The sequence below is a fragment of the Pseudomonas sp. UV AK001 genome (genome assembly GCF_046097675.1).
Taxonomy (GTDB): Bacteria; Pseudomonadota; Gammaproteobacteria; order Pseudomonadales; family Pseudomonadaceae; genus Aquipseudomonas; species Aquipseudomonas kribbensis.
Genome location: NZ_JBJUVZ010000008.1, coordinates 34681 through 55792 on the forward strand (window position 1 = coordinate 34681; position 21112 = coordinate 55792).

The window sequence follows — 21112 nt, forward strand, 5'->3', positions numbered from 1 at the left end:
GTTTGCGGGACTGCTTCACAATCACCAGATGGGGATTTAACGGATGAAACTGAAAAACACCTTGGGCTTGGCCATTGGTTCTTTGATTGCCGCTACTTCGTTCGGCGCACTGGCACAAGGCCAAGGCGCAGTTGAAGGCGAACTGTTCTACAAGAAGCAGTACAACGACAGCGTTAACCATGTCGAAGACGGCTTCAACCCAGGCGCCTCTATCGGTTACTTCTTGACCGACGACGTGTCGTTGAACTTCACCTACGACAAGAACAACCACACCCGTTCGAACGACGGCACTGGCAGCCAGAAGCTGGATGGCGACAACTTCGGCCTGATCGCTCAGTACCACTTCAACAACGCTGGTGACGCTCTGCGTCCTTACGTTGCTGGCGGTGTGAAGCACGGCAGCCTGACCAACGTAGCCGCTGACGGCCACACCGGTCGCGACCAGTCGACCTACCTGAACGCCGGCGCTGGCGTTAAGTACTACTTCGCTGAAAACTTCTACGCCCGTGCTGGTGTAGACGCTGACTACAAACTGGACAACGGTCGCTGGAACTACGCTCCAGTAATCGGTCTGGGCGTGAACTTCGGTGGCGGCAACAAGCCAGCTGCTGCTCCAGTTCCAGCACCAGCTGAAGTCTGCTCCGACAGCGACAACGATGGCGTTTGCGACAACGTTGACAAGTGCCCGAACACCCCAGCCAACGTAACTGTTGACGCTGATGGCTGCCCGGCAGTTGCTGAAGTTGTTCGTGTAGAGCTGGACGTGAAGTTCGACTTCGACAAGTCGGTCGTCAAGCCAAACAGCTACGCTGACATCAAGAACCTGGCTGACTTCATGAAGCAGTACCCATCGACTCACACCACTGTTGAAGGTCACACTGACTCCGTCGGTCCTGACGCTTACAACCAGAAACTGTCCGAGCGTCGTGCAAACGCCGTTAAGCAAGTTCTGGTTAACCAGTACGGTGTTGAATCGTCCCGCGTTCAGTCGATTGGCTACGGCGAAACCCGTCCAGTTGCTGACAACAAAACCGAAGCTGGCCGCGCCGTTAACCGTCGCGTAGAAGCTCAGGTTGAAGCTCAAGCTAAGTAATTAGCTCGCTGCTTTGAGAAAAGCCCGGCTTATGCCGGGCTTTTCTTTGTCTGCGATTTGGTGAAAGCCGTAATGATCAGGCTGACTGATTGGCTGACCTGGCGAGTAAACCGGATCGGGCCTCAGAAGCCGCCACCGCACCAATCACCAGAATGGCCGGACTCTTGAGCTGGAAGCTGCAGGCCGCTTCCTCCATCCCCGTCAGATCGCTCCGGCATTCGCGCTGCTGCGGCAGGGATGCGTTCTCGATCATCGCCACCGGCGTCTCCATCGCCATCCCGCCTGCCAGCAATTGCTCACGAATCTCGCTGAGTTTGGCGACTCCCATGTAGATCACCAGCGTCGTGCCGCTTTGTGCCAGGGCCTGCCAGTTCAATTGGCTGTCGTCCTGCGTGTGCGCGGTGACCAGCGTCACACCCCGCGCCACGCCGCGCAAAGTCAGCGGAATATCACACTGCGTCGCCCCGGCCAGCCCGGCAGTGATGCCATTGATCAGTTCCACTTCAACTCCGCTCTCACGCAACCACTGCGCTTCCTCGCCGCCACGGCCGAAGATGCAGGGATCACCGCCCTTGAGGCGAACCACGCATTTACCCTGACGTGCATAACGCAGCATCAGCCGATGAATGAATGCCTGAGGCGTCGAGCGGCAGCCGCCGCGCTTGCCGACCGGAATGATCCGCGCGCCAGGGCAGTGCTCCAGCACGGCGTCATTGACCAGATCGTCGATCAGCACCACATCCGCTTCGTGCAGGGCACGCACGGCTTTGAGCGTCAGCAATTCAGGGTCGCCGGGACCTGCGCCCACCAGCCAGACTTTTGCGTTCATGGTGTTTTCCTCTTCAGATAACGGCGACCGGCCGTGCTTCGGCGGCCAGCAAACGCTTGATTTCCGGGACGCAGGAGCCGCATTGCGTGCCGCAACCCAGTGTGTTTTTCAAACCCTGCAAATCCAGACCTTCACGAATCCCGGCGCAGACCGCGCTATGGCTTACGTTTTTGCAATTGCACAAGGTCTTGTCGGCAACACTTTGCACGCCGGCATTGCCCGGCGGCGCGCTCATCGGCGCCAGCAGCCAGCGCCGCAATTGTTCGTCTGCGCGGCCCTCCAGCCACAGGCCTTGCAGCCAATGCTGGGCGAGTGTCTCGCCAGCGAGGCGGATCGCCGTGATTCGCCCGCTCTCAATGCGTACCCGTTTGCCGATGGCCCGGCGCGGATCGTCATAGGCCAGTACCGGACCGTCGATCAGGGCCAGGCATTGGTCGATTTCGCGCAGCAATTGCGGATCGGGCGCGGCGGCGCTGGCAGCGCGTATCAGCAACGCCGGACGCTCGCGACCGACAAGGCTGAGGCTGACGTAGGAAAACGCCTCACACAGCGGTCGAAGCGCCTCGAAGTGCCGTTGGACATCGCCCTCGATCAGTGCGAAAAGCTGCCAGGGCAAATTCACCGGTTCCAGGCGTACACCGCTGTGCTTGAGTTCCGGTTGTTTGGACAGGGAATCGAAAGCGGGCAGGATCAGGCAATTCACGCCGCCCTTGAGAAAACGGTCACCCCAGTGCATCGGTAGAAAGGCCTGGCCCGGACGCACACTGTCATCGCTGCCGACCGCCACAACCACTGCGCCACGGCGACTTTTCAGATTCACCAGATCCCCCGGCTGCAAGCGGTGCCGGCGCAATTCGTCCGGGTGCAGACTCAGCACGGCTTCACTGACATGCCCGAACAACTGCGCCGCTGTGCCGGTGCGGCTCATACCGTGCCATTGATCACGCAGGCGACCGGTGATCAGCGTCAACGGAAAGCGCGCGTCCCGTTGCTCCTTGGCTGCACGATAAGGATCGGCAACGAACTGTGCGCGACCACTGACCGTAGGAAATATGCCATCGCAGTACAGCCGTGGCGTGCCGTGTCGGGCTCCCTCAGGAAACGGCCATTGTTGCGGGCCGATTGCGTCGAGCAATTCATGGCTGATGCCGGACAAGTCCAGATCGCGGCCACGGGTCAGTACCTTGAATTCATCGAACAACTGCGCGGGGCGATCAAACGCAAACAGGCTCGGCTGTTGTGGACGCAGACGTTTCTCCAGTCGTTGTGCGAAATCCACCGTGATCGCCCAGTCCGGTCGCGCTTCACCCGGTGCGGCAATGGCTTTGCGGACGTGGGAAATGCGCCGTTCGGAGTTGGTCACCGAGCCTTCCTTCTCGCCCCAACTGGCCGCCGGCAACAGCAGGTCGGCAAACGCTGCGGTTTCGGTGGTGCGAAACGCTTCCTGCAACACCACGAACGGGCAGGCGTCCAGCGCTGCGCGCACGGCGTTCTGGTCCGGCATCGATTGCGCCGGGTTGGTGCAGGCAATCCACAACGCCTTGATCTTGCCGTTGCGCACTTGCTCAAACAGTTCGATGGCACTGAGGCCGGTGTTTTCCGGCAGCGAATCCACGCCCCAATACGCCGCCACTTCTGCGCGGTGCTCCGGGTTGGCAGCCTCACGATGACCGGGCAACAGGTTGGAGAGGCTGCCGGTTTCCCGCCCGCCCATGGCATTCGGCTGACCGGTCAGGGAGAAAGGTCCTGCACCGGGTCGGCCGATTTGCCCGGTGGCCAGGTGCAGGTTGATCAGGGCGCTGTTCTTCGCGCTGCCGGCGGTGGACTGGTTCAACCCCATGCACCACAGCGACAGAAAACTCGGCGCGGTGCCGATCCACTCGGCGCATTGCTGCAACTGATCGACGCTGATCCCGCACAGCTGCGAAACCATGGCCGGCGTGTAATCGCGCACCAGGCTTTTCAGCTCGGCGAGGCCTTCGGTGTGGGCCTTGATGAAGTCGCGGTCGATCCAGTCTTCCCACAACAGCAGATGCAAGATCCCATGGAACAAAGCGACATCGGTGCCCGGCAGAATCGCCAGATGCAGGTCGGCGAGATCACAGGTGTCGGTGCGCCGTGGGTCGATGACGATGACTTTCATCTGCGGACGGCGGGATTTGGCCTCTTCGAGCCGACGAAACAGTACCGGGTGGGCGTAGGCCATGTTACTGCCGACGATCATCACGCAATCGCTCAGCTCCAGGTCCTCGTAGCTGCACGGTGGTGCGTCGGCGCCGAGGCTGCGCTTGTAGCCGACCACCGCCGAAGACATGCACAGCCGCGAATTACTGTCGATGTTGTTGGTGCCGACCAGCGCCCGCGCCAGTTTGTTGAAGGCGTAGTAGTCCTCGGTCAGCAATTGCCCGGAGATGTAGAACGCCACGCTGTCCGGGCCGTGTTCGGCGATGGTTTCGGCGAACACGTTGGCGGCGTGTTCCAGCGCGGTGTCCCAGTCGCAGCGGCTGCGCGCAAGGCCTTTGCCCAGGCGCAATTCCGGGTACAACGCCCGCGCCGCCAGATCGCCGGTCAGGTGCAGGGTCGAGCCCTTGCTGCACAGTTTGCCGAAGTTGGCCGGATGCGCCGGATCGCCGCTGACGCCGAGGATGCGCTCGCCGTCATGCTCGATCAGCACGCCGCAGCCGACGCCGCAATAACAGCAGGTCGAGGCGGTCGTCTGGCGGTTCATCAGACGGCGTCCCGCAGGGCCAGTTGCACGCGGCCGTTTTCGACCCGGGCCGGGTGATGATGCGCGCAACCGACGTCCGGTGCCTGGGCTTCGCCGGATTGCAGGTCGATCTGCCAGTTGTGCAGCGGGCAGGCCACGCGCTTGCCGTAGATCAGTCCTTGGGACAGCGGGCCGCCCTTGTGCGGGCAGCGGTCGTCGAGTGCGAAAACTTCGTCGTCGCTTGTGCGAAAGATCGCGATGTCACCTTTGGGCCCGGCAATGATCCGCGAACCGAGGGCATTGATCTCTTCCAGGGCACAGATATCGAGCCAGTTCATGCCGGCACCTCCAGGTTTTTCACGGGGATCACGTCGAACTCTTTCTTCAGTTGCGGCTGGGCGAGGCGTTCTTTCCACGGGTCCTGTTCGAACGACAGGGAAAATTGCAGGCGTTCGTTCAGGGCCTTGCGGCGCTCGGGATCTTCCAGCACGGCTTTCTTGATGTGCTCCATGCCGACCCGCTGCAGGTAGTGCACGGTGCGTTCGAGGTAGAAAGCTTCTTCGCGGTACAGCTGCAGGAATGCGCCGTTGTATTCGCGGATTTCCTCGGCAGTCTTGAGCTTGACGAAGAACTCGGCGACTTCGGTCTTGATCCCGCCGTTGCCACCGATGTACATCTCCCAACCGGAATCGACGCCGATGATTCCTACGTCCTTGATCCCCGCTTCCGAGCAGTTGCGAGGACATCCGGAGACCGCCAGCTTCACTTTGTGCGGCGACCACATGTTGAACAGGTCGTGTTCGAGGTCGATGCCCAACTGGGTCGAATTCTGCGTGCCGAAGCGGCAGAACTCGCTGCCGACGCAGGTTTTCACGGTGCGGATGGATTTTCCGTAGGCGTGGCCGGACGGCATGTCGAGGTCTTTCCACACACCGGGCAGGTCCTGCTTCTTGATCCCTAGCAGGTCGATACGCTGGCCGCCAGTGACCTTGACCATCGGCACCTGGTATTTGTCCGCCACGTCGGCGATCCGCCGCAGTTCCGAGGGGTTGGTCACGCCGCCCCACATCCGTGGCACCACCGAGTAGGTGCCGTCCTTCTGGATGTTGGCGTGGGCCCGCTCGTTGATCAGGCGCGACTGCGGATCGTCCTTGGCTTCGCCGGGCCAAGTGGAAATCAGGTAGTAGTTGAGGGCCGGGCGGCAGGTGGCGCAGCCGTTCGGGGTGCGCCAGTTGAGGTAGCTCATGGTGCCGGCGATGGTCAGCAGATGCTGCTCGCGGATGGCCTGGCGGATCTGGCCGTGGTTGAGGTCGCTGCAACCGCAGATGGCTTTTTCGCTTTTCGGTTTGACGTCCGCCGCACCGCCGACGGTGTTGATCAGGATCTGCTCGACCAGCCCGGCGCAGGAGCCGCAGGAGCTGGCGGCCTTGGTGTGTTTCTTCACTTCGTCGACGCTGAACAGCCCGTGTTCCTGAATCGCCTTGACGATGGTGCCCTTGCACACGCCGTTGCAGCCGCAGACTTCGGCGTTGTCGGCCATGCTCATGGCGTTGTCCTGGCCCTGATGTCCTACGTCGCCCAAAGCGTTTTCACCAAACATGAGGTGATCGCGGATCTCGCCGATGGCGTGATTCTCACGAATCTGCCGGAAATACCAACCGCCATCTGCCGTATCGCCGTACAGACAGGCGCCGACCAGCACGTCATCCTTGATCACCAGTTTCTTGTACACCCCGCCGATCGGGTCGGAGAGGGTGATGGTTTCGGTGCCTTCGCCACCCATGAAGTCGCCGGCGGAAAACAGGTCGATGCCGGTGACTTTCAATTTGGTCGAAGTCACCGAGCCCTGATAACGGGCAAAACCCAGTTGCGCCAGGTGGTTGGCGCAGACTTTGGCCTGTTCGAACAGTGGCGCGACCAGACCGTAGGCGATTCCACGATGGCTGGCGCATTCGCCGATGGCATAGATGCGCGGGTCGTAGGTCTGCAGAGTGTCGTTGACCAGAATTCCGCGATTGCACGGGATGCCGGCCTTTTCCGCGAGTTCGGTATTGGGGCGGATACCGGCGGCCATGACGACGAGATCGGCAGGGATGATGTCGCCGTTCTTGAATTGCACCGAGCCGACCCGGCCGTTGCCGGCGTCGTGCAGGGCCTGGGTCTGTTCGCACAGACGAAAGTGCAGGCCACGGGATTCGAGGGCGGTTTGCAGGAGCTGGCCGCTGGTCTTGTCCAGTTGCCGCTCCAGCAGCCATTCACCGAGGTGCACCACGGTGACGTGCATGCCGCGCAGCATCAGGCCGTTGGCCGCTTCGAGGCCGAGCAGGCCGCCGCCGATCACCACGGCGTGCCTGTAGGTTTTGGCGGTGTCGATCATGGCCTGGGTGTCGGCGATGTCGCGGTAACCGATCACGCCCTGCAAGGTGTTGCCGGGGATCGGCAGGATGAACGGGGTCGAACCGGTGGCGATCAACAGGCGATCGTATTCGGCTTCGGTGCCGTCCTCGGCGATCACCCGGCGCTTGACCCGGTCGATCTCCACCACTTTGCGGTTGAGCAGCAATTTGATGCCGTTTTCCAGGTACCAGTCGAGGTCGTTGAGCACGATCTCTTCGAAGGTCTGCTCACCGGCCAGTACCGGTGACAGCAGGATGCGGTTGTAGTTGGTGTGGGGTTCGGCGCCGAAGACTGTGATGTCGTACAGCTCGTTGCTCAGCTTGAGCAGTTCTTCCAGGGTGCGAACCCCGGCCATGCCATTGCCGATCATCACCAGTTTGAGTTTTTTCATCAGGTTCTCCGGGGAGCTTCGGGCTTGCCTCTTGTGGGCAGTCAGGCCTTGCTCGACAAAAATGGCGCAAACAAAAAAGGCGTCCCGCTAGTGATCTAGCGAGGACGCCTTTGTCCTTGTCCCGTTCTCTCGGGAAGCCTGGCCTTCGTCGTTGAAGGTCGGGCTTTATGTCAGTTGAACACGATAATGCAGTGGTTGTGCCAAGTCGCGCTGAGCCTTGAATTCATTGAGGTGGCGCAGAAATAGGCCGGAGAGTCATTGTGGTTTTTGCACCGATTGGATGCGGCTTGCCCGCTAATGGAGCGACGAGTCAGCCATGAAACAACAGAAACATCAGCACCAGATTGCCCAGCAACGCCAGCAATGCCAATGTCCGCCAGACCTTCAGCGGCTCCCGTTCGAGCAAGGGGCGAGGGCGTACATTCAGGCTGCGGCGCTCACCCTGTTCCAGCGTCAGCAACCATTCCTCGGCGGTTTCATAGCGTTGCAAAGGATCGGCCGCCACACCGCGCTCCAGACACTGCGCCAGCCATTCCGGCAGATCCGGCCGATAACGCGCCGCACTCACCGGCACGCCGAAACGCGGACGCTGAAACGCTTCGATCTCACCGTAGGGATAGTGCCCGGTGAGCAGGAAATATAACGTCACGCCCACCGCATACAGATCCTGACGAGCCTCGGGTGTATCACCCCGAAAGGACTCCGGGGCGATGTAGCTCGGGGTTCCCGGCAGTGTCGACGGCGTGTCTTGCGAAAGACCGGGGCAATACGCCAGACCGAAATCCAGCAATCGCAACTCGCCGTCGTCCCCCAGCAGCAGGTTCTCCGGTTTGATGTCGCGGTGCAGAATCTGCCGCCGGTGCAGCAGGCCGACGGCCCGCAACAGGCGTTCAGCCACGTCCTGCCACTGAGCCAGCCGCAGTGGGCCGGCTCGCTCGAACAACTGCGCCAATGTAATTCCCGAATATTCACGCATCACGTAGTACAAATGCTGACGCTGACTGGCGCCATGGACTTCAGGGAAATGTCGCCCGGCCACGCGTTTGAGAAACCATTCCTCCGCCAGCAAGGCCTGACCTGCGTGGGCATCGTCCGCCAGCCGTGTGGGCAAGGTCTTCAACAGCCACGCCTGGCCTTGGTTGTCGAGGACGCGATACAGCAGCGATTGCTGGCTCTGGCCGACGCTGCCTTGCACCTGCCAACCCTCGAAGTTCTGGCCCGGTTTGAGCGTCGGGGGCAGCGGCCATTGCTGCAACTGAATCAGCGCATCGCCGATGCTCGCTTCCCCCACGGCATCCACACGCACCAGCAGGGCGCTGGCGTTGTCCTGACCGCCGGCCAGATGCGCAGCTTTGACCAACGTTTGTGCCGCACTGTGCAAATCCGGTTGATCACGCAGGATGCCGGCGATGGCCGTGTCGCCGAGCGCGGCCCAGACACCGTCGCTGAGCAGCACGAAGCTTTCGCCCTCACGCAGCTCGCCGTCGAGAAAATCCAGCACCAGATGCTGATCCAGGCCCAGTGCACGCTTGAGCACGTGCTGCATGCCCGGCTGCTCCCAGACGTGATCCTCGGTGATCCGCTGCAGGGCGTCGGCATGCCAGCGATAGACCCGACAATCCCCCACATGCGCCAGCGTGAAGCGTCTGCCGCGCAGGACCAGCGCGCTGACGGTGGTGAGCAACGGCTGGCCACCGCCATTGGCCTGCAACCAGCGGTTTTGCGCAAGCAACAGGCGATCCAGCGCCTGAGCCACGCTCCAGGTCTGCGGGGTGGCGTAGTAGTCCAGCGCCAGCGCCTGCAAGGTCGAGCGCGCAGCCAGACCGCCATCGGCGCACTGGCTGACGCCGTCGGCGATGGTAAACAGAAACCCTTTGCTGGCGGCCAGCGCCGGGGCAGGCGTGACCAGACGCAAGGCGTCCTGATTCTCCGTGCGCGGGCCGGTGGCGCTGGCTTCGGCGAAGCTCAGTTGCAGGGCCATGCGGGCCTCAGACCCGGGCGGCGGTCACGGCCGCCGAACCCCAGGTGGTTCTCCAGCGACGCTTGACGCCGTGCAGGCCGAACCACGCCAGCACGCCAAGGCTGGCAAACAACCACAGCGCCAGTTGATAGCTGCCGGTGCTCTGCTTGATCGCGCCCATGCCCGCCGCCAGAGCAAAACCGCCGATGCCGCCGGCCATGCCGATCAGCCCGGTCATCACGCCGATCTCGCGGCGGAAGCGCTGCGGCACCAGTTGGAACACCGCGCCGTTACCTGCGCCGAGACCGAGCATGGTGAAGACGAAAAGTGCCAGCGCCGCGTAGGAACTCGGCAGGTTGAAGCCGACCGCTGCGATACAAACTGCGGCCACCGTGTACATCGCCAACAGCGTGCGAATTCCGCCGAAACGGTCGGCCAGCGCGCCGCCCAGCGGTCGCATCAGGCTGCCGCCGAACACGCAGGCGGCGGTGTAGTAACCGGCGGTGACCGGGCTCAAGCCGTATTGATCGTTGAAGTAGCCGGGCAGGGCGCTGGCCAGGCCGATGAAGCCGCCGAAGGTGACGCTGTAGAAAAACATGAACCACCAACTGTCGCGGTCGCCCAGGGCCTTGAAGTAATCGGCCATGGATTTGGCTTTTGGTCGCTCCGGCGCGTTTTTCGCCAGCCAGGCAAACAGCACCAGGGTCAGGATCAGCGGGATCAGGGCGAAACCGAACACATTGCTCCAGCCGAACGCCGCTGCCAGTACCGGAGCGATCAGTGCCGCGAACACGGTGCCGGAATTGCCGGCACCGGCGATGCCCATTGCCTTGCCCTGATGCTCGGGCGGATACCACTGCGAGGCCAGCGGCAGCGCTACGGCGAACGAAGCGCCGGCCATGCCGAGGAACAGGCCAAGCAGCAGGGCCTGTTCGTAACTGTGAATGCCCAGCTTCCAGGCGCCGAACAGCGCACAGATCACGATCACTTGGCCGATCAGCCCAGCGGTTTTCGGCGACAGGCGATCGGCGAGCATGCCCATCGCAAAGCGCAGCACCGCGCCGGCCAGAATCGGCGTGGCCACCACCAGGCCGCGCTGTTGGGTGGTCAGGTGCAAGTCGGCGGCAATCTGCACCGCCAGCGGGCCGAGCAGATACCAGACCATGAAGCTCAGGTCGAAATACAGGAAGGCCGCGAACAGGGTCGGGGTGTGGCCGGATTTCCAGAAGCTTTTATTCATCGCGCACCTCAGCGGTAGAGAATCTCGGGAAGGAGTCAGAACCAGCACAGTGGGGCGCCGCCACGGCCGCACCACCGGCCCCGGTCAGTGGGGCCAAAACGCAAAAAACGCCGCTACCCGGATCGCCGAAAGGGGCGAAGAAGGCGAGCGACGTCTTTGTCGTGGGTGGGGCAACCGCCGTTGGTTACCTGTAGGGATTGCTTAGCGAGATTTGTGCCAGCTCAGCCAAGCAACTCGCTCATGGCAATAATCTGCTCCGCCACCTGAATCAGTTTCTGCTGGCGACTCATGGCCTGGCGGCGCATCAGGGTGTAGGCCTCTTCTTCGTTGCAGTCCTTCATTTTCATCAGCAGACCCTTGGCCAGTTCGATGCGCTTGCGCTCGGCCAGTTGCTGGTCGCGGGCCTGAAGCTGGGCGCGCAGGGCCTGGTCGCTTTCGAAGCGGGCCATGGCCACGTCGAGAATCGGCTGCAGGCGTTGTGCGTGGATGCCTTCGACGATGTAGGCACTGACCCCGGACTTGATCGCCTGACGCATCACACCGGGGTCGTGCTCGTCGGTGAACATCACGATCGGCCGGGGCTGGTCGCGGCTGACCAGCACCACTTGTTCCATCACATCGCGGCCCGGTGACTCGGTATCGATCAGGATCACGTCCGGGCGCACCGTTTCGACGCGCGCCGGCAGGTCGATGGTCAGGCCGGACTCGTCGATGACCTCGAAACCGGCCTCGGTCAGCGCGGCTTTCAGGCGGCCGACTTTTTTCGCCGTGTCGTTGATCAGCAGAATGCGCAGCATGTTCGCGGTCTCCTGTCAGCGGTGGGCGAGAAGAGGGGCGTTGTTGCTCAACGCGTGCAGCTTGAAACTTTGCGCGTAAGCGGCCGGGTCGCTGCCGTCCCAGACCTTGCCGTCGATCAACTGGCTGCTGCGCATGTCCTCGGTGCCGACCGGCACACCGACTGCGCTGGCGGCGTTGCGGTACAGCGTCAGCTGTTGCACCTGACGGGCGACGGCGAGGTAATCCGGGTCGTCGCGCAGCAAACCCCAGCGGCGGAACTGGGTCATGAACCACATGCCGTCCGACAGATACGGCAGGTTCACCGCGCCATCGCCGTGAAAGCGCAGGGCGTGCGGGTCTTGCCAGCGATTGCCCAGACCGTCGTCGTAGTCGCCGAGAAAGCGTGGTTCGATGCAGGACACCGGGGCGTCGAGGTACTCGGCGGCGCTGAGCAGCTGCGCGGTGCTGCGGCGGTTTTCCGGGCTTTCTTCGATGAAACGGCTGGCTTCGAGGATCGCCATCACCAGCGCCCGGGCCGTGTTGGGGTATTGCTCGACGAAGGCGCGGGTGCAGCCGAGGACTTTTTCCGGGTGATCGGGCCAGATGGTCTGGCTGGTGGCCAGGGTGAAACCGAGATCCTGCTGTACGGCGCTGGCGGCCCACGGCTCGCCGACGCAGAAGCCGTCGATGCGACCTGCCTGCAGGTGCGCGACCATTTGCGGCGGCGGCACCACCACGCTGTCGACATCCTGCAACGGATGGATGCCCTGGCTCGCCAGCCAGTAATACAGCCACATGGCATGGGTGCCGGTGGGGAAGGTCTGGGCAAAGGTCAGCCTTGCGCGGGTTTGGTGCACGTGGCGGTCCAGCGCCTCAGGACCGGTCACGCCCAGCCCTTGCAAGCCGTGGGACAGGTTGAGACTCTGGCCGTTCTGGTTCAGACCCATCAGCACCGCCATGTCGGTGGAAGCAACGCCGCCGATGCCCAGGTGCACCGCGTAGATCAGGCCGTAGAGACTGTGGGCGGCATCGAGTTCGCCGCTGACCAGGTTGTCCCGCAGGTTGGCCCAGGAACTCTGGCGCTTGAGGTTCAGGGTCAGGCCGTAAGGCTGGGCAAAGCCCTGGGTGGCGGCGACCACCACCGAAGCGCAGTCGCTCAGGGCCATGAAGCCGAGGTTGATCGCGCTTTTTTCCGGGGCATCGCTGCCGTTGACCCAGGCCAGTGGCCCGATGGAGGTTTGAGTCATGAAGCCACCCTCAAAAAAAACGTCGTCCCGGACTTTGTCGAGGCAAATCCCGGTGACGACGCCATTGTCCTTGCCCGCCTGCCGTCATTGGCCTGCGGGCTGATGCAGGAGCAGGTGCAAGGCATATGCCAGCGCAGCGGATTTGCGCATGCGCCTCGCGCGGCGGGGCGATGCCCGGCTATAATCGCCGCCTCTTTTCGCCGCCCGAGTCATAGCCGCCCATGTACACCCTGGCCCGTCAGCTGTTGTTCAAACTTTCCCCGGAAACCTCCCACGATCTGTCGCTGGATCTGATCGGCGCGGGCGGGCGTTTGGGCCTCAACGGCTTGCTGTGCAAGGCGCCGGCGTCGCTGCCGGTGAATGTCATGGGCCTGCAGTTCCCGAACCCTGTCGGTCTGGCGGCCGGTCTGGACAAGAACGGCGCGGCCATCGACGGCTTCGCGCAACTGGGTTTCGGTTTTGTCGAAATCGGCACCGTGACCCCGCGTCCGCAGCCGGGCAACCCGAAACCACGGATTTTCCGCCTGCCGGAAGCCGAGGCGATCATCAACCGCATGGGTTTCAACAACCTCGGTGTGGATAACCTGCTGTCGCGGGTGGCGGCGGCCAAATACAAGGGCGTGCTGGGGATCAATATCGGCAAGAACTTCGACACCCCGGTCGAGCGTGCGGTGGATGACTACCTGATCTGCCTGGACAAGGTTTACGCCCACGCCAGTTACGTCACGGTCAACGTCAGTTCGCCGAACACTCCGGGCCTGCGCAGCCTGCAATTCGGCGATTCGCTCAAGCAATTGCTGGCAGATCTGGCCACACGCCGCGCCGAACTGGCCCTGCGCCACGGCAAACATGTTCCGCTGGCGATCAAGATCGCGCCGGACATGACCGACGAAGAAACCGCGCAGGTCGCTCAAGCGCTGATCGAAACCGGGATGGACGCGGTGATCGCCACCAACACCACCCTCAGCCGTGTGGGCGTCGAAGGCATGGAGCACGGTGACGAGGCGGGCGGTCTGTCCGGCGCGCCGGTGCGTGAGAAGAGCACCCACACCGTGAAAGTGCTGGCGTCCGAGCTGGGCGGCAAATTGCCGATCATCGCGGCGGGCGGCATCACCGAAGGCAAGCATGCGGCCGAGAAGATCGCTGCCGGCGCGAGCCTGGTGCAGATCTACTCCGGCTTCATCTACAAGGGTCCGGCGCTGATCCGTGAATCCGTGGACGCCATCGCGGCCAAGCGCTGATCTTCGGACAAAAAAGGCAGGCATAAAAAAGGGCTCCTCGAAGGAGCCCCTGGGCCGTAGCCCGCCGTCCGGGAAGGACGTGCATGGTGATCAGGGTGTTGCGAAATCAGATTGTCGTGTCGGAATAAGTGCCCTGTGTCAGCCGACGGCGTGAAGTTCGTTGAGTCTGTGGATTCCCGCAGTGCCGGTCATACCGTCCCAGTTGTCGCCGCGTCCTTCTCGCCAGCCGTTGATCCAGGCTTGACGTACCGACGGTAGAGTAAATGGGCAAAGCTCACGGGATTTGCCACCAACGCCATATTGATATCCGCGCAAAAATGCTCTTTCCAACGGATCACGCTTAAGTCTTCTCATAGGGTGTTTCCCTCACTTGTTGACTGTTTTTGTCGCGTCGACCTCAATTGAGGTCTGGCAGAAAAACTCTGCCGTTGGCGGCTCGCTGCCGGCGTGGCGAGCCAAGGTGTTGACGCCGTTGCGACGTCAACCTGTGTCCAGTTCTAACCAATGAGTCACATCGAGGGAATGACCGTTTTGTCATAAGGACGTAACGAAAAGGGTGCTATGGCGATAAGTAACGGCAGGTTTCATGAATGTTTATTCACCAAACCCCGGTATGATCGGCCCTGCGCTGTATGACAGGTTTAATGCCTTAGTGAGAATGACCCACGTTTACCGTCGGGTACTTTTCGACGAAGGGTTGCTTTGAATCATTTTGTTGCATCAACTTTTTTATCTGTCCCGGCATCTAAGCTCCTTTGACCCGAGCAGCGGGGATGGAACGGCACACCTTCGTGCCACGCGGGCGCTCTTGTAGAAAAGCGCCTGATTGAAAACCGGATCGGCAATGCGTTGCCGGTTCATTAGCCAAAGGCTCTGGAAAAACCATGTCCGACCGTTTCGAACTCTTCCTCACTTGCCCCAAAGGCCTTGAAGGCCTGCTCATCGAGGAAGCCGTCGGGCTTGGCCTTGAAGAAGCCCGCGAGCACACCTCCGCCGTGCGTGGCATGGCGACCATGGAAACCGCTTATCGCCTGTGCCTCTGGTCGCGTCTGGCCAACCGCGTGTTGCTGGTGCTCAAGCGCTTCCCGATGAAAAACGCCGAAGACCTGTACCACGGCGTACTCGACGTCGACTGGCAGGACCACATGCTCGCCGACGGCACCCTGGCCGTTGAATTCAGCGGCCACGGTTCGGGCATCGACAACACCCACTTCGGCGCCTTGAAGGTCAAGGACGCCATCGTCGACAAACTGCGCACCCCGCAGGGTGATCGCCCGAGCATCGACAAGCTCAACCCGGACCTGCGCATTCACCTGCGACTGGATCGCGGTGAAGCGATCCTGTCCCTCGACCTCTCCGGCCACAGCCTGCACCAGCGCGGCTACCGCTTGCAGCAGGGTGCTGCGCCGCTGAAGGAAAACCTGGCAGCCGCGATCCTGATCCGTTCCGGCTGGCCGCGCATTGCCGCCGAAGGTGGCGCGCTGGCTGACCCGATGTGCGGTGTCGGCACGTTCCTGGTGGAAGCCGGCATGATCGCCGCCGATATGGCGCCGAACCTGCGTCGCGAGCAGTGGGGCTTCACCGCGTGGCTCGGTCACGTCCCGGCGCTGTGGAAGAAGTTGCATGAAGAAGCCGTCGAGCGTGCCGCCGCCGGTCTGGCCAAGCCACCGCTGTGGATCCGAGGTTATGAAGCCGACCCACGACTGATCCAGCCGGGCCGCAACAACGTCGAACGCGCCGGCCTGAGCGAGTGGATCAAGATCTATCAGGGCGAAGTCGCGACGTTCGAACCGCGTCCGGACCAGAACCAGAAAGGTTTGGTCATCTGCAACCCGCCGTACGGCGAGCGTCTGGGCGATGAAGCCAGCCTGTTGTACCTCTACCAGAACCTTGGCGAGCGTCTGCGTCAGGCCTGCCTGAACTGGGAAGCAGCGGTATTCACCGGCGCGCCGGACCTGGGCAAGCGCATGGGCATCCGCAGCCACAAACAGTATTCGTTCTGGAACGGCGCGTTGCCGTGCAAGTTGCTGTTGATCAAAGTGCTGCCGGACCAGTTCGTCACCGGCGAGCGTCGCACCCCGGAGCAGCGTCAGGCCGAGCGCGAGCAGGCTGCATACGATCAGGCGCCGGACGAGCCGCAAGAGCGCAAGTACAACAAGAACGGTAACCCGATCAAACCGACGCCGGCCCCGGCTCCGGTGATCGAGCAGCCACGCCTGAGCGAGGGCGGGCAGATGTTTGCCAACCGCCTGCAGAAGAACCTCAAGGCGATGGGCAAGTGGGTCAAGCGCGAAGGCATCGACTGCTACCGCGTCTACGATGCGGACATGCCGGAATACGCCATGGCCATCGACCTGTACCACGACTGGGTGCACGTTCAGGAATACGCCGCGCCGAAGTCGATCGACCCGGAAAAGGCCTCGATCCGTATGTTCGACGCCCTGGCGGCCATTCCGCAGGCGCTGAACATCGACAAGAGCCGCGTGGTGGTCAAGCGCCGCGAACGTCAGAGCGGCACCAAGCAGTACGAACGTCAGGCGGCCCAGGGCAAGTTCAACGAAGTCACCGAGGGCGGCGTGAAGTTGCTGGTGAACCTCACCGACTACCTCGACACCGGGCTGTTCCTCGATCACCGGCCGATGCGCATGCGGATCCAGAAAGAGGCGGCCGGCAAGCGCTTCCTCAACCTGTTCTGCTACACCGCGACCGCCAGCGTGCACGCGGCCAAGGGCGGTGCACGCAGCACCACCAGCGTCGACCTGTCGAAAACCTACCTCGACTGGGCGCGCCGCAACCTGTCGCTCAACGGTTTCTCCGACAAGAACCGTCTGGAGCAGGGCGATGTGATGGCGTGGCTGGAAAGCAGCCGGGACGAGTACGACCTGATCTTCATCGACCCGCCGACCTTCTCCAACTCCAAGCGCATGGAAGGAATCTTCGACGTGCAGCGTGACCAGGTACAGTTGATCGACCTGGCAATGGCCCGTCTGGCAAGCGGCGGTGTGTTGTACTTCTCCAACAACTTCCGCAAGTTCCAGCTGGAAGACAACCTGGCCGAGCGTTATGCGGTCGAGGAAATCACCGCCAGCACCATCGATCCGGATTTCGCCCGCAACGGCAAGATCCACCGCGCCTGGAAAATCACGGCTCGTTGACGCTCTGCATAATTGGATCCACAGAGCCTTGATTTTAAAGGTTCTTGGATCCGATCAGAGCTAGCCAAATTAATGGCTAATAGCTATAACTCACTCACGGCCAATGGGGTTATCCCGTAAGTACTGGCGTAGTGAGTGGCCCATATGTCGTTGCACCCCGTGCGCCCCAAGATCCTGGGTTTTATCAGCGAAGAAGTCTCGGCCTGGCTGGTCGCGCTGCTGGTATTGCTCGCCGGCGGGATTCTCACGGGGCTGCTGGCCTGGGCCACCCTCAATCAGTTTCACAGCCAGTTGCGCCAGCGTTTTCAACTGCTGGCCAACGAGCGCTACAGCCGCATCGAGGAACGCTTTCAGGATCAGGAGCAACGCCTCGACGGCCTGCGCCGGTTCTTCGCCAACTCCGAATCGGTGTCCCGCGCCGAATTCGACGGCTACACCCAACCTTTATTACTGCGCACCCAGGCCTATTCGTTCGCCTTGCGGGTGAGCGGTGCCGAGCGTGCCGCGTTCGAGCAACGGGTGCGTGATGAAGGCATTACCACCTTCAGCGTGCGCGAACTCAATGCTCGCGGTGAACTGCAACTGGCCGCCGCCCGGGATGAATACGTCGTTGTGGTGTACAGCCAGACTCAGAGCCGCCTCGGTTCACCGCTGGGCTATGACTTGCTGGCCCAGCCGCTGCGTCGTTCGACGCTGGAACGTGCCGACCAGCTCGGCGGCCTGGCGGTGTCGCAGCCGATGCATCTGGTCAGTATCGAACCGGCCTATGCGCGGGGCGTACTGCTGGTGGCGCCGGTGCGGCGCGAGGGTGAGCCCAAGTCCTTCGGTTATGTGATGGCGGTGATCAGCATGCGCCAGTTGCTTGCCGACGGGCTGCCGGACGCGCTGCACGATTACCTGTCGGTGCGAATTCTCGATCTGTCGACCAATGAGCAGCACGAGGTGCTGTTCGAGTCGACCAATGACCCGGCGCCCAGCGATCTGTCGACCACCCGGCTGGTGCGCATGGCCGATCATGACTATCAGGTCGATATCTCGCCCAGCGAGGCCTTTCTTCAGGCCAACCATTCATCGGTCGGTAGTGTGGTCATTCTGGGTGGCTTGCTCAGCCTGTTGCTCAGTGCGCTGCTGTATGTGCTGGTCAGTCAGCGCCAGCGCGCATTGCGCATGGTCGAGTTGCGCACCCAGGAACTGCATGAGCGCGAGCAGGAACTGCGGGGCACCCACGGCCAGTTGCGCGGGGTGCTCAACGCGGCGACTCAAGTGGCGATCATCGCCACCGACCTGCGCGGGGTGATCAACACCTACAACCCTGGCGCGGAGCAGATGCTCGGCTATCGCAGCGCCGAAGTGGTCGGCCACATGACCCTGGAAAACCTGCATTTCCCCCGGGAGCTGATCACCCGTGCGGCGGAGCTGAGCGCCCGCTATGGCAAGGCCATTCCGACCTGCCAGGCGATGCTGGTGGAGGGCGGTGAAGTCGGCGGGCATGAGGCGCGGGAGTGGACACTGGTGCGCAAGGACGGCAGTCATCTGCCGGTGAACATGCTCGCCACCCCGGTGCTGGACGAGCAGGGGCTGTGGGTCGGGCACCTGGCGATCTGCATCGATATCACTGAACGCAAGCGCGTACACGAAGCGCTGGCGGCGCGGGACGTTCTGCTGAAGAAACTCAGTGCCCACGTACCCGGCGGCATCTATCAGTTCAAGATGGAGTTCGACGGGCGCTTCAGCGTGATCTACGCCAGCGACGGCATCCGCGAGATCTACGAGCTGGAGCCGGATGTGTTGCTGCTCAATGCCGAATCAATCTTCACCCGGATTCACCCACAGGACGTCAGCCGCGTGCGCAAGTCGATCCGTGCCTCGGCGGACAACCTCAGTCCGTGGCGTGAAGAGTACCGCGTGCAATTGCCCGAGCGCGGCCTGCGCTGGGTGCGCGGCGAAGCGACGCCCGAGGAATTGCCGGGCGGTGGCGTGCTGTGGCATGGCTACATCTCGGACATCTCCGACCTGAAGCGCGTGGAGGAAGAACTGCGCGCACTGTCGGTGACCGATGCACTGACCGGCATTCACAACCGGCGCTATTTCCAGGAGCGTCTGACCACCGAAATGGCCCGGGTCGAGCGTGGCGGTGGCGAACTGTCGGTGATCATGCTCGATATCGACCACTTCAAACGGATCAACGATCAGTACGGCCACGCGGTCGGCGACCGGGTGTTGCAAGCGGTGTGCGAGCGCATCGGCCATCGGCTGCGGCGTACCGATGTGTTCTGTCGTCTGGGTGGTGAGGAGTTCATGGTGCTGTGCCCGGACATCGACGGCGATCATGCGTACATGCTGGCCGTGGAGTTGTGGCAAGGCTTGCGCGGGGCGCCGGTGGATGTGGTCGGTGTGGTGACCGCGAGTTTCGGGATTGCCAGCTGGCGGCCGGGAGAGGGCGCCGACTCGCTGTTGTTGCGGGCGGATTCGGGGGTTTACGCGGCGAAGCAGGGCGGGCGGGACCGGGTCGAGCGGCAGATGCACTGATCCGGTTTGCCGCTGAACACCTGTGGGAGCTCGCTCCCACAGTGTTTTTTGGAGTGCTTACAGAACCGAGGCGGTCTGCGGCGCTCGCGGCTGTTTGTAGAGATCCAGCAGCACCTGATCCAGCACCGACGACGCACCGAACGGCGCCTTGTCGTTGAGGATCGCCACCACGGCCCAGGTGTTGCCGTTCACGTCGCGGCTGAAGCCGGCGATGGCGCGCACGGTGTTCAGGGTGCCGGTCTTGACGTGGGCTTCGCCGCGCATCGCGGTGGTCTTCAGGCGTTTACGCATGGTGCCGTCCATGCCGGCGATCGGCAGCGAGCTGATGTACTCGGCCGCGTAAGGGCTGTGCCACGCGGCTTGCAGCATTGCGGCCATTTCCCGGGCGCTGACCCGCTCGGCACGGGACAGACCGGAACCGTTCTCCATCACCAGATGCGGCGCGGTGATGCCTTTTCTCGCCAGCCACTGGCGGACCACGCGCTGCCCGGCCTTGGCGTCATCGCCGTCGGCTTCGTTGCGGAATTTCTGGCCAAGGCTCAGGAACAGCTGCTGGGCCATGGTGTTGTTACTGTATTTGTTGATGTCGCGGATGATTTCCGCCAGATCCGGCGAGAAGGCACGGGCCAGCACCTTGGCGTTGCTCGGCGTCGGCGCCAGACGGTCCTTGCCCTGGATGCTGCCGCCCAGTTCCTTCCAGATCGCCCGCACGGCGCCGGCGGTGTAGGTCGCGTGGTCGAGCAGCGACAGATAAGTCTGCGAGCTGCAGCCTTCACCCAACTGACCGGCCACGGTCACGGTCACGCTGCCATCGGCCTGCGTCACCGGGTTGTAGCGCACGCCGCCGGTGCATTGCTTGGAGTTGAGCGCCTTGACGGTGTTCTCGATCTTGATGCTGGCAATCGGCGGTTCGACCGAGATCAGCACCCGGCCATTGTCATTGCGGGCCACGAAGCGCAGGGCCTTGAGGTTGACCAGCAGCGAGTCCGGCTTGACCAGGAACGGCTTGTTCTCGTCGTTGCCGTCATCGTTGAATTCCGGCAGTTGCGGCTGAATGAAGAAGCTGCGGTCCAGCACCAGGTCGCCGGTGATCTGGGTCACGCCGTTGGCGCGCAGGTCGCGCATCAGCAGCCAGAGTTTTTCCATGTTCAGCTTCGGATCGCCGCCACCCTTGAGGTACAGGTTGCCGTTGAGGATGCCGCCGCTCAGGTCGCCGTCGGTGTAGAACTCGGTTTTCCACTGATGGTTGGGGCCGAGCATTTCCAGTGCCGCATAGGTGGTCACCAGTTTCATGGTCGAGGCCGGGTTGACCGACACATCGGCGTTGTACACGGTCGGCGTGCCCGGGCCGTCCAGCGGCACCATCACCAGCGACAGGGCAGTGGGCTGCAGCTTGCTGGCCTTGAGGGCTTTTTCGACGTTGGGGGTCAGGGACGTGTTGATGGTGGCAGCGGAGACGGGCAGGGCCAGGGGAAGAAGAAGGCCGGCCAGGAGCAGAGGACGCAACGATTTGATCATATGAAATAAAACCCTACAGCCGAGGGGA

General features: G+C 62.4%; 14 protein-coding genes. 4 read left to right on the top strand and 10 right to left on the bottom strand.

Annotation, left to right across the window (positions count from 1 at the left end; translation table 11 throughout):
* Window positions 1–43 precede the first annotated feature (43 nt).
* The gene (locus ACKLNA_RS20920; protein WP_085711904.1) at window positions 44–1093 is read left to right on the top strand and encodes an OmpA family protein; all 1050 of its coding nucleotides are present in this window, start codon (window positions 44–46) and stop codon (window positions 1091–1093) included.
* 76 nt (window positions 1094–1169) lie between these two features.
* On the opposite strand, the gene cobA is transcribed toward ACKLNA_RS20920, so the two are convergent.
* From cobA to ACKLNA_RS20960, 8 genes are all read right to left on the bottom strand, one after another.
* Window positions 1170–1922: a uroporphyrinogen-III C-methyltransferase gene (cobA, locus tag ACKLNA_RS20925; RefSeq protein ID WP_408986952.1), complete on the bottom strand. Its 753-nt coding sequence runs from the start codon at window positions 1920–1922 to the stop codon at window positions 1170–1172.
* A 13-nt stretch (window positions 1923–1935) separates the two neighbouring features.
* Window positions 1936–4650: a molybdopterin-dependent oxidoreductase gene (locus ACKLNA_RS20930; protein WP_408986953.1), complete on the bottom strand. Its 2715-nt coding sequence runs from the start codon at window positions 4648–4650 to the stop codon at window positions 1936–1938.
* Window positions 4650–4967, bottom strand: coding sequence for a nitrite reductase small subunit NirD (gene nirD / locus ACKLNA_RS20935; RefSeq protein WP_007951992.1), 318 nt, complete (start codon window positions 4965–4967; stop codon window positions 4650–4652). Before nirD ends, ACKLNA_RS20930 begins: the two co-directional genes overlap by 1 nt.
* The gene (gene nirB, locus ACKLNA_RS20940; RefSeq protein ID WP_408986954.1) at window positions 4964–7417 is read right to left on the bottom strand and encodes a nitrite reductase large subunit NirB; all 2454 of its coding nucleotides are present in this window, start codon (window positions 7415–7417) and stop codon (window positions 4964–4966) included. Before nirB ends, nirD begins: the two co-directional genes overlap by 4 nt.
* Before the next feature lie 310 nt (window positions 7418–7727).
* Window positions 7728–9398 (bottom strand): protein kinase domain-containing protein, encoded by a 1671-nt coding sequence (locus ACKLNA_RS20945; protein ID WP_408986955.1) that lies wholly within the window; start codon window positions 9396–9398, stop codon window positions 7728–7730.
* 7 nt (window positions 9399–9405) lie between these two features.
* A complete protein-coding gene (locus ACKLNA_RS20950; RefSeq protein WP_408986956.1) occupies window positions 9406–10617 on the bottom strand; it encodes a nitrate/nitrite transporter in 1212 nt (403 codons plus the stop codon).
* Between the two features lie 221 nt (window positions 10618–10838).
* Window positions 10839–11414, bottom strand: a complete 576-nt coding sequence (locus tag ACKLNA_RS20955) for an ANTAR domain-containing response regulator (protein WP_134826004.1) — start codon at window positions 11412–11414, stop codon at window positions 10839–10841.
* Window positions 11415–11429: 15 nt separating this feature from the next.
* Window positions 11430–12641, bottom strand: a complete 1212-nt coding sequence (locus ACKLNA_RS20960) for a CmpA/NrtA family ABC transporter substrate-binding protein (protein ID WP_408986957.1) — start codon at window positions 12639–12641, stop codon at window positions 11430–11432.
* Window positions 12642–12862: 221 nt separating this feature from the next.
* Here ACKLNA_RS20960 and ACKLNA_RS20965 point away from each other — a divergent pair, with 221 nt between their 5' ends.
* Complete coding sequence (locus ACKLNA_RS20965) at window positions 12863–13882, top strand: quinone-dependent dihydroorotate dehydrogenase (RefSeq protein ID WP_408986958.1); 1020 nt, start codon at window positions 12863–12865, stop codon at window positions 13880–13882.
* Between the two features lie 138 nt (window positions 13883–14020).
* On the opposite strand, the gene rmf is transcribed toward ACKLNA_RS20965, so the two are convergent.
* The gene (gene rmf / locus ACKLNA_RS20970) at window positions 14021–14236 is read right to left on the bottom strand and encodes a ribosome modulation factor (protein ID WP_003223300.1); all 216 of its coding nucleotides are present in this window, start codon (window positions 14234–14236) and stop codon (window positions 14021–14023) included.
* 530 nt (window positions 14237–14766) lie between these two features.
* Between rmf and rlmKL the strand changes: the two genes are divergently transcribed.
* Together rlmKL and ACKLNA_RS20980 are read left to right on the top strand one after the other, a co-directional pair.
* A complete protein-coding gene (rlmKL, locus tag ACKLNA_RS20975) occupies window positions 14767–17037 on the top strand; it encodes a bifunctional 23S rRNA (guanine(2069)-N(7))-methyltransferase RlmK/23S rRNA (guanine(2445)-N(2))-methyltransferase RlmL (protein WP_408986959.1) in 2271 nt (756 codons plus the stop codon).
* Window positions 17038–17181: 144 nt separating this feature from the next.
* A complete protein-coding gene (locus tag ACKLNA_RS20980) occupies window positions 17182–19566 on the top strand; it encodes a diguanylate cyclase (protein ID WP_408986960.1) in 2385 nt (794 codons plus the stop codon).
* 57 nt (window positions 19567–19623) lie between these two features.
* Here the strand turns inward: ACKLNA_RS20980 and dacB are convergent, their stop codons facing one another.
* Window positions 19624–21084, bottom strand: a complete 1461-nt coding sequence (dacB, locus tag ACKLNA_RS20985; protein WP_085711915.1) for a D-alanyl-D-alanine carboxypeptidase/D-alanyl-D-alanine-endopeptidase — start codon at window positions 21082–21084, stop codon at window positions 19624–19626.
* Window positions 21085–21112 lie beyond the last annotated feature (28 nt).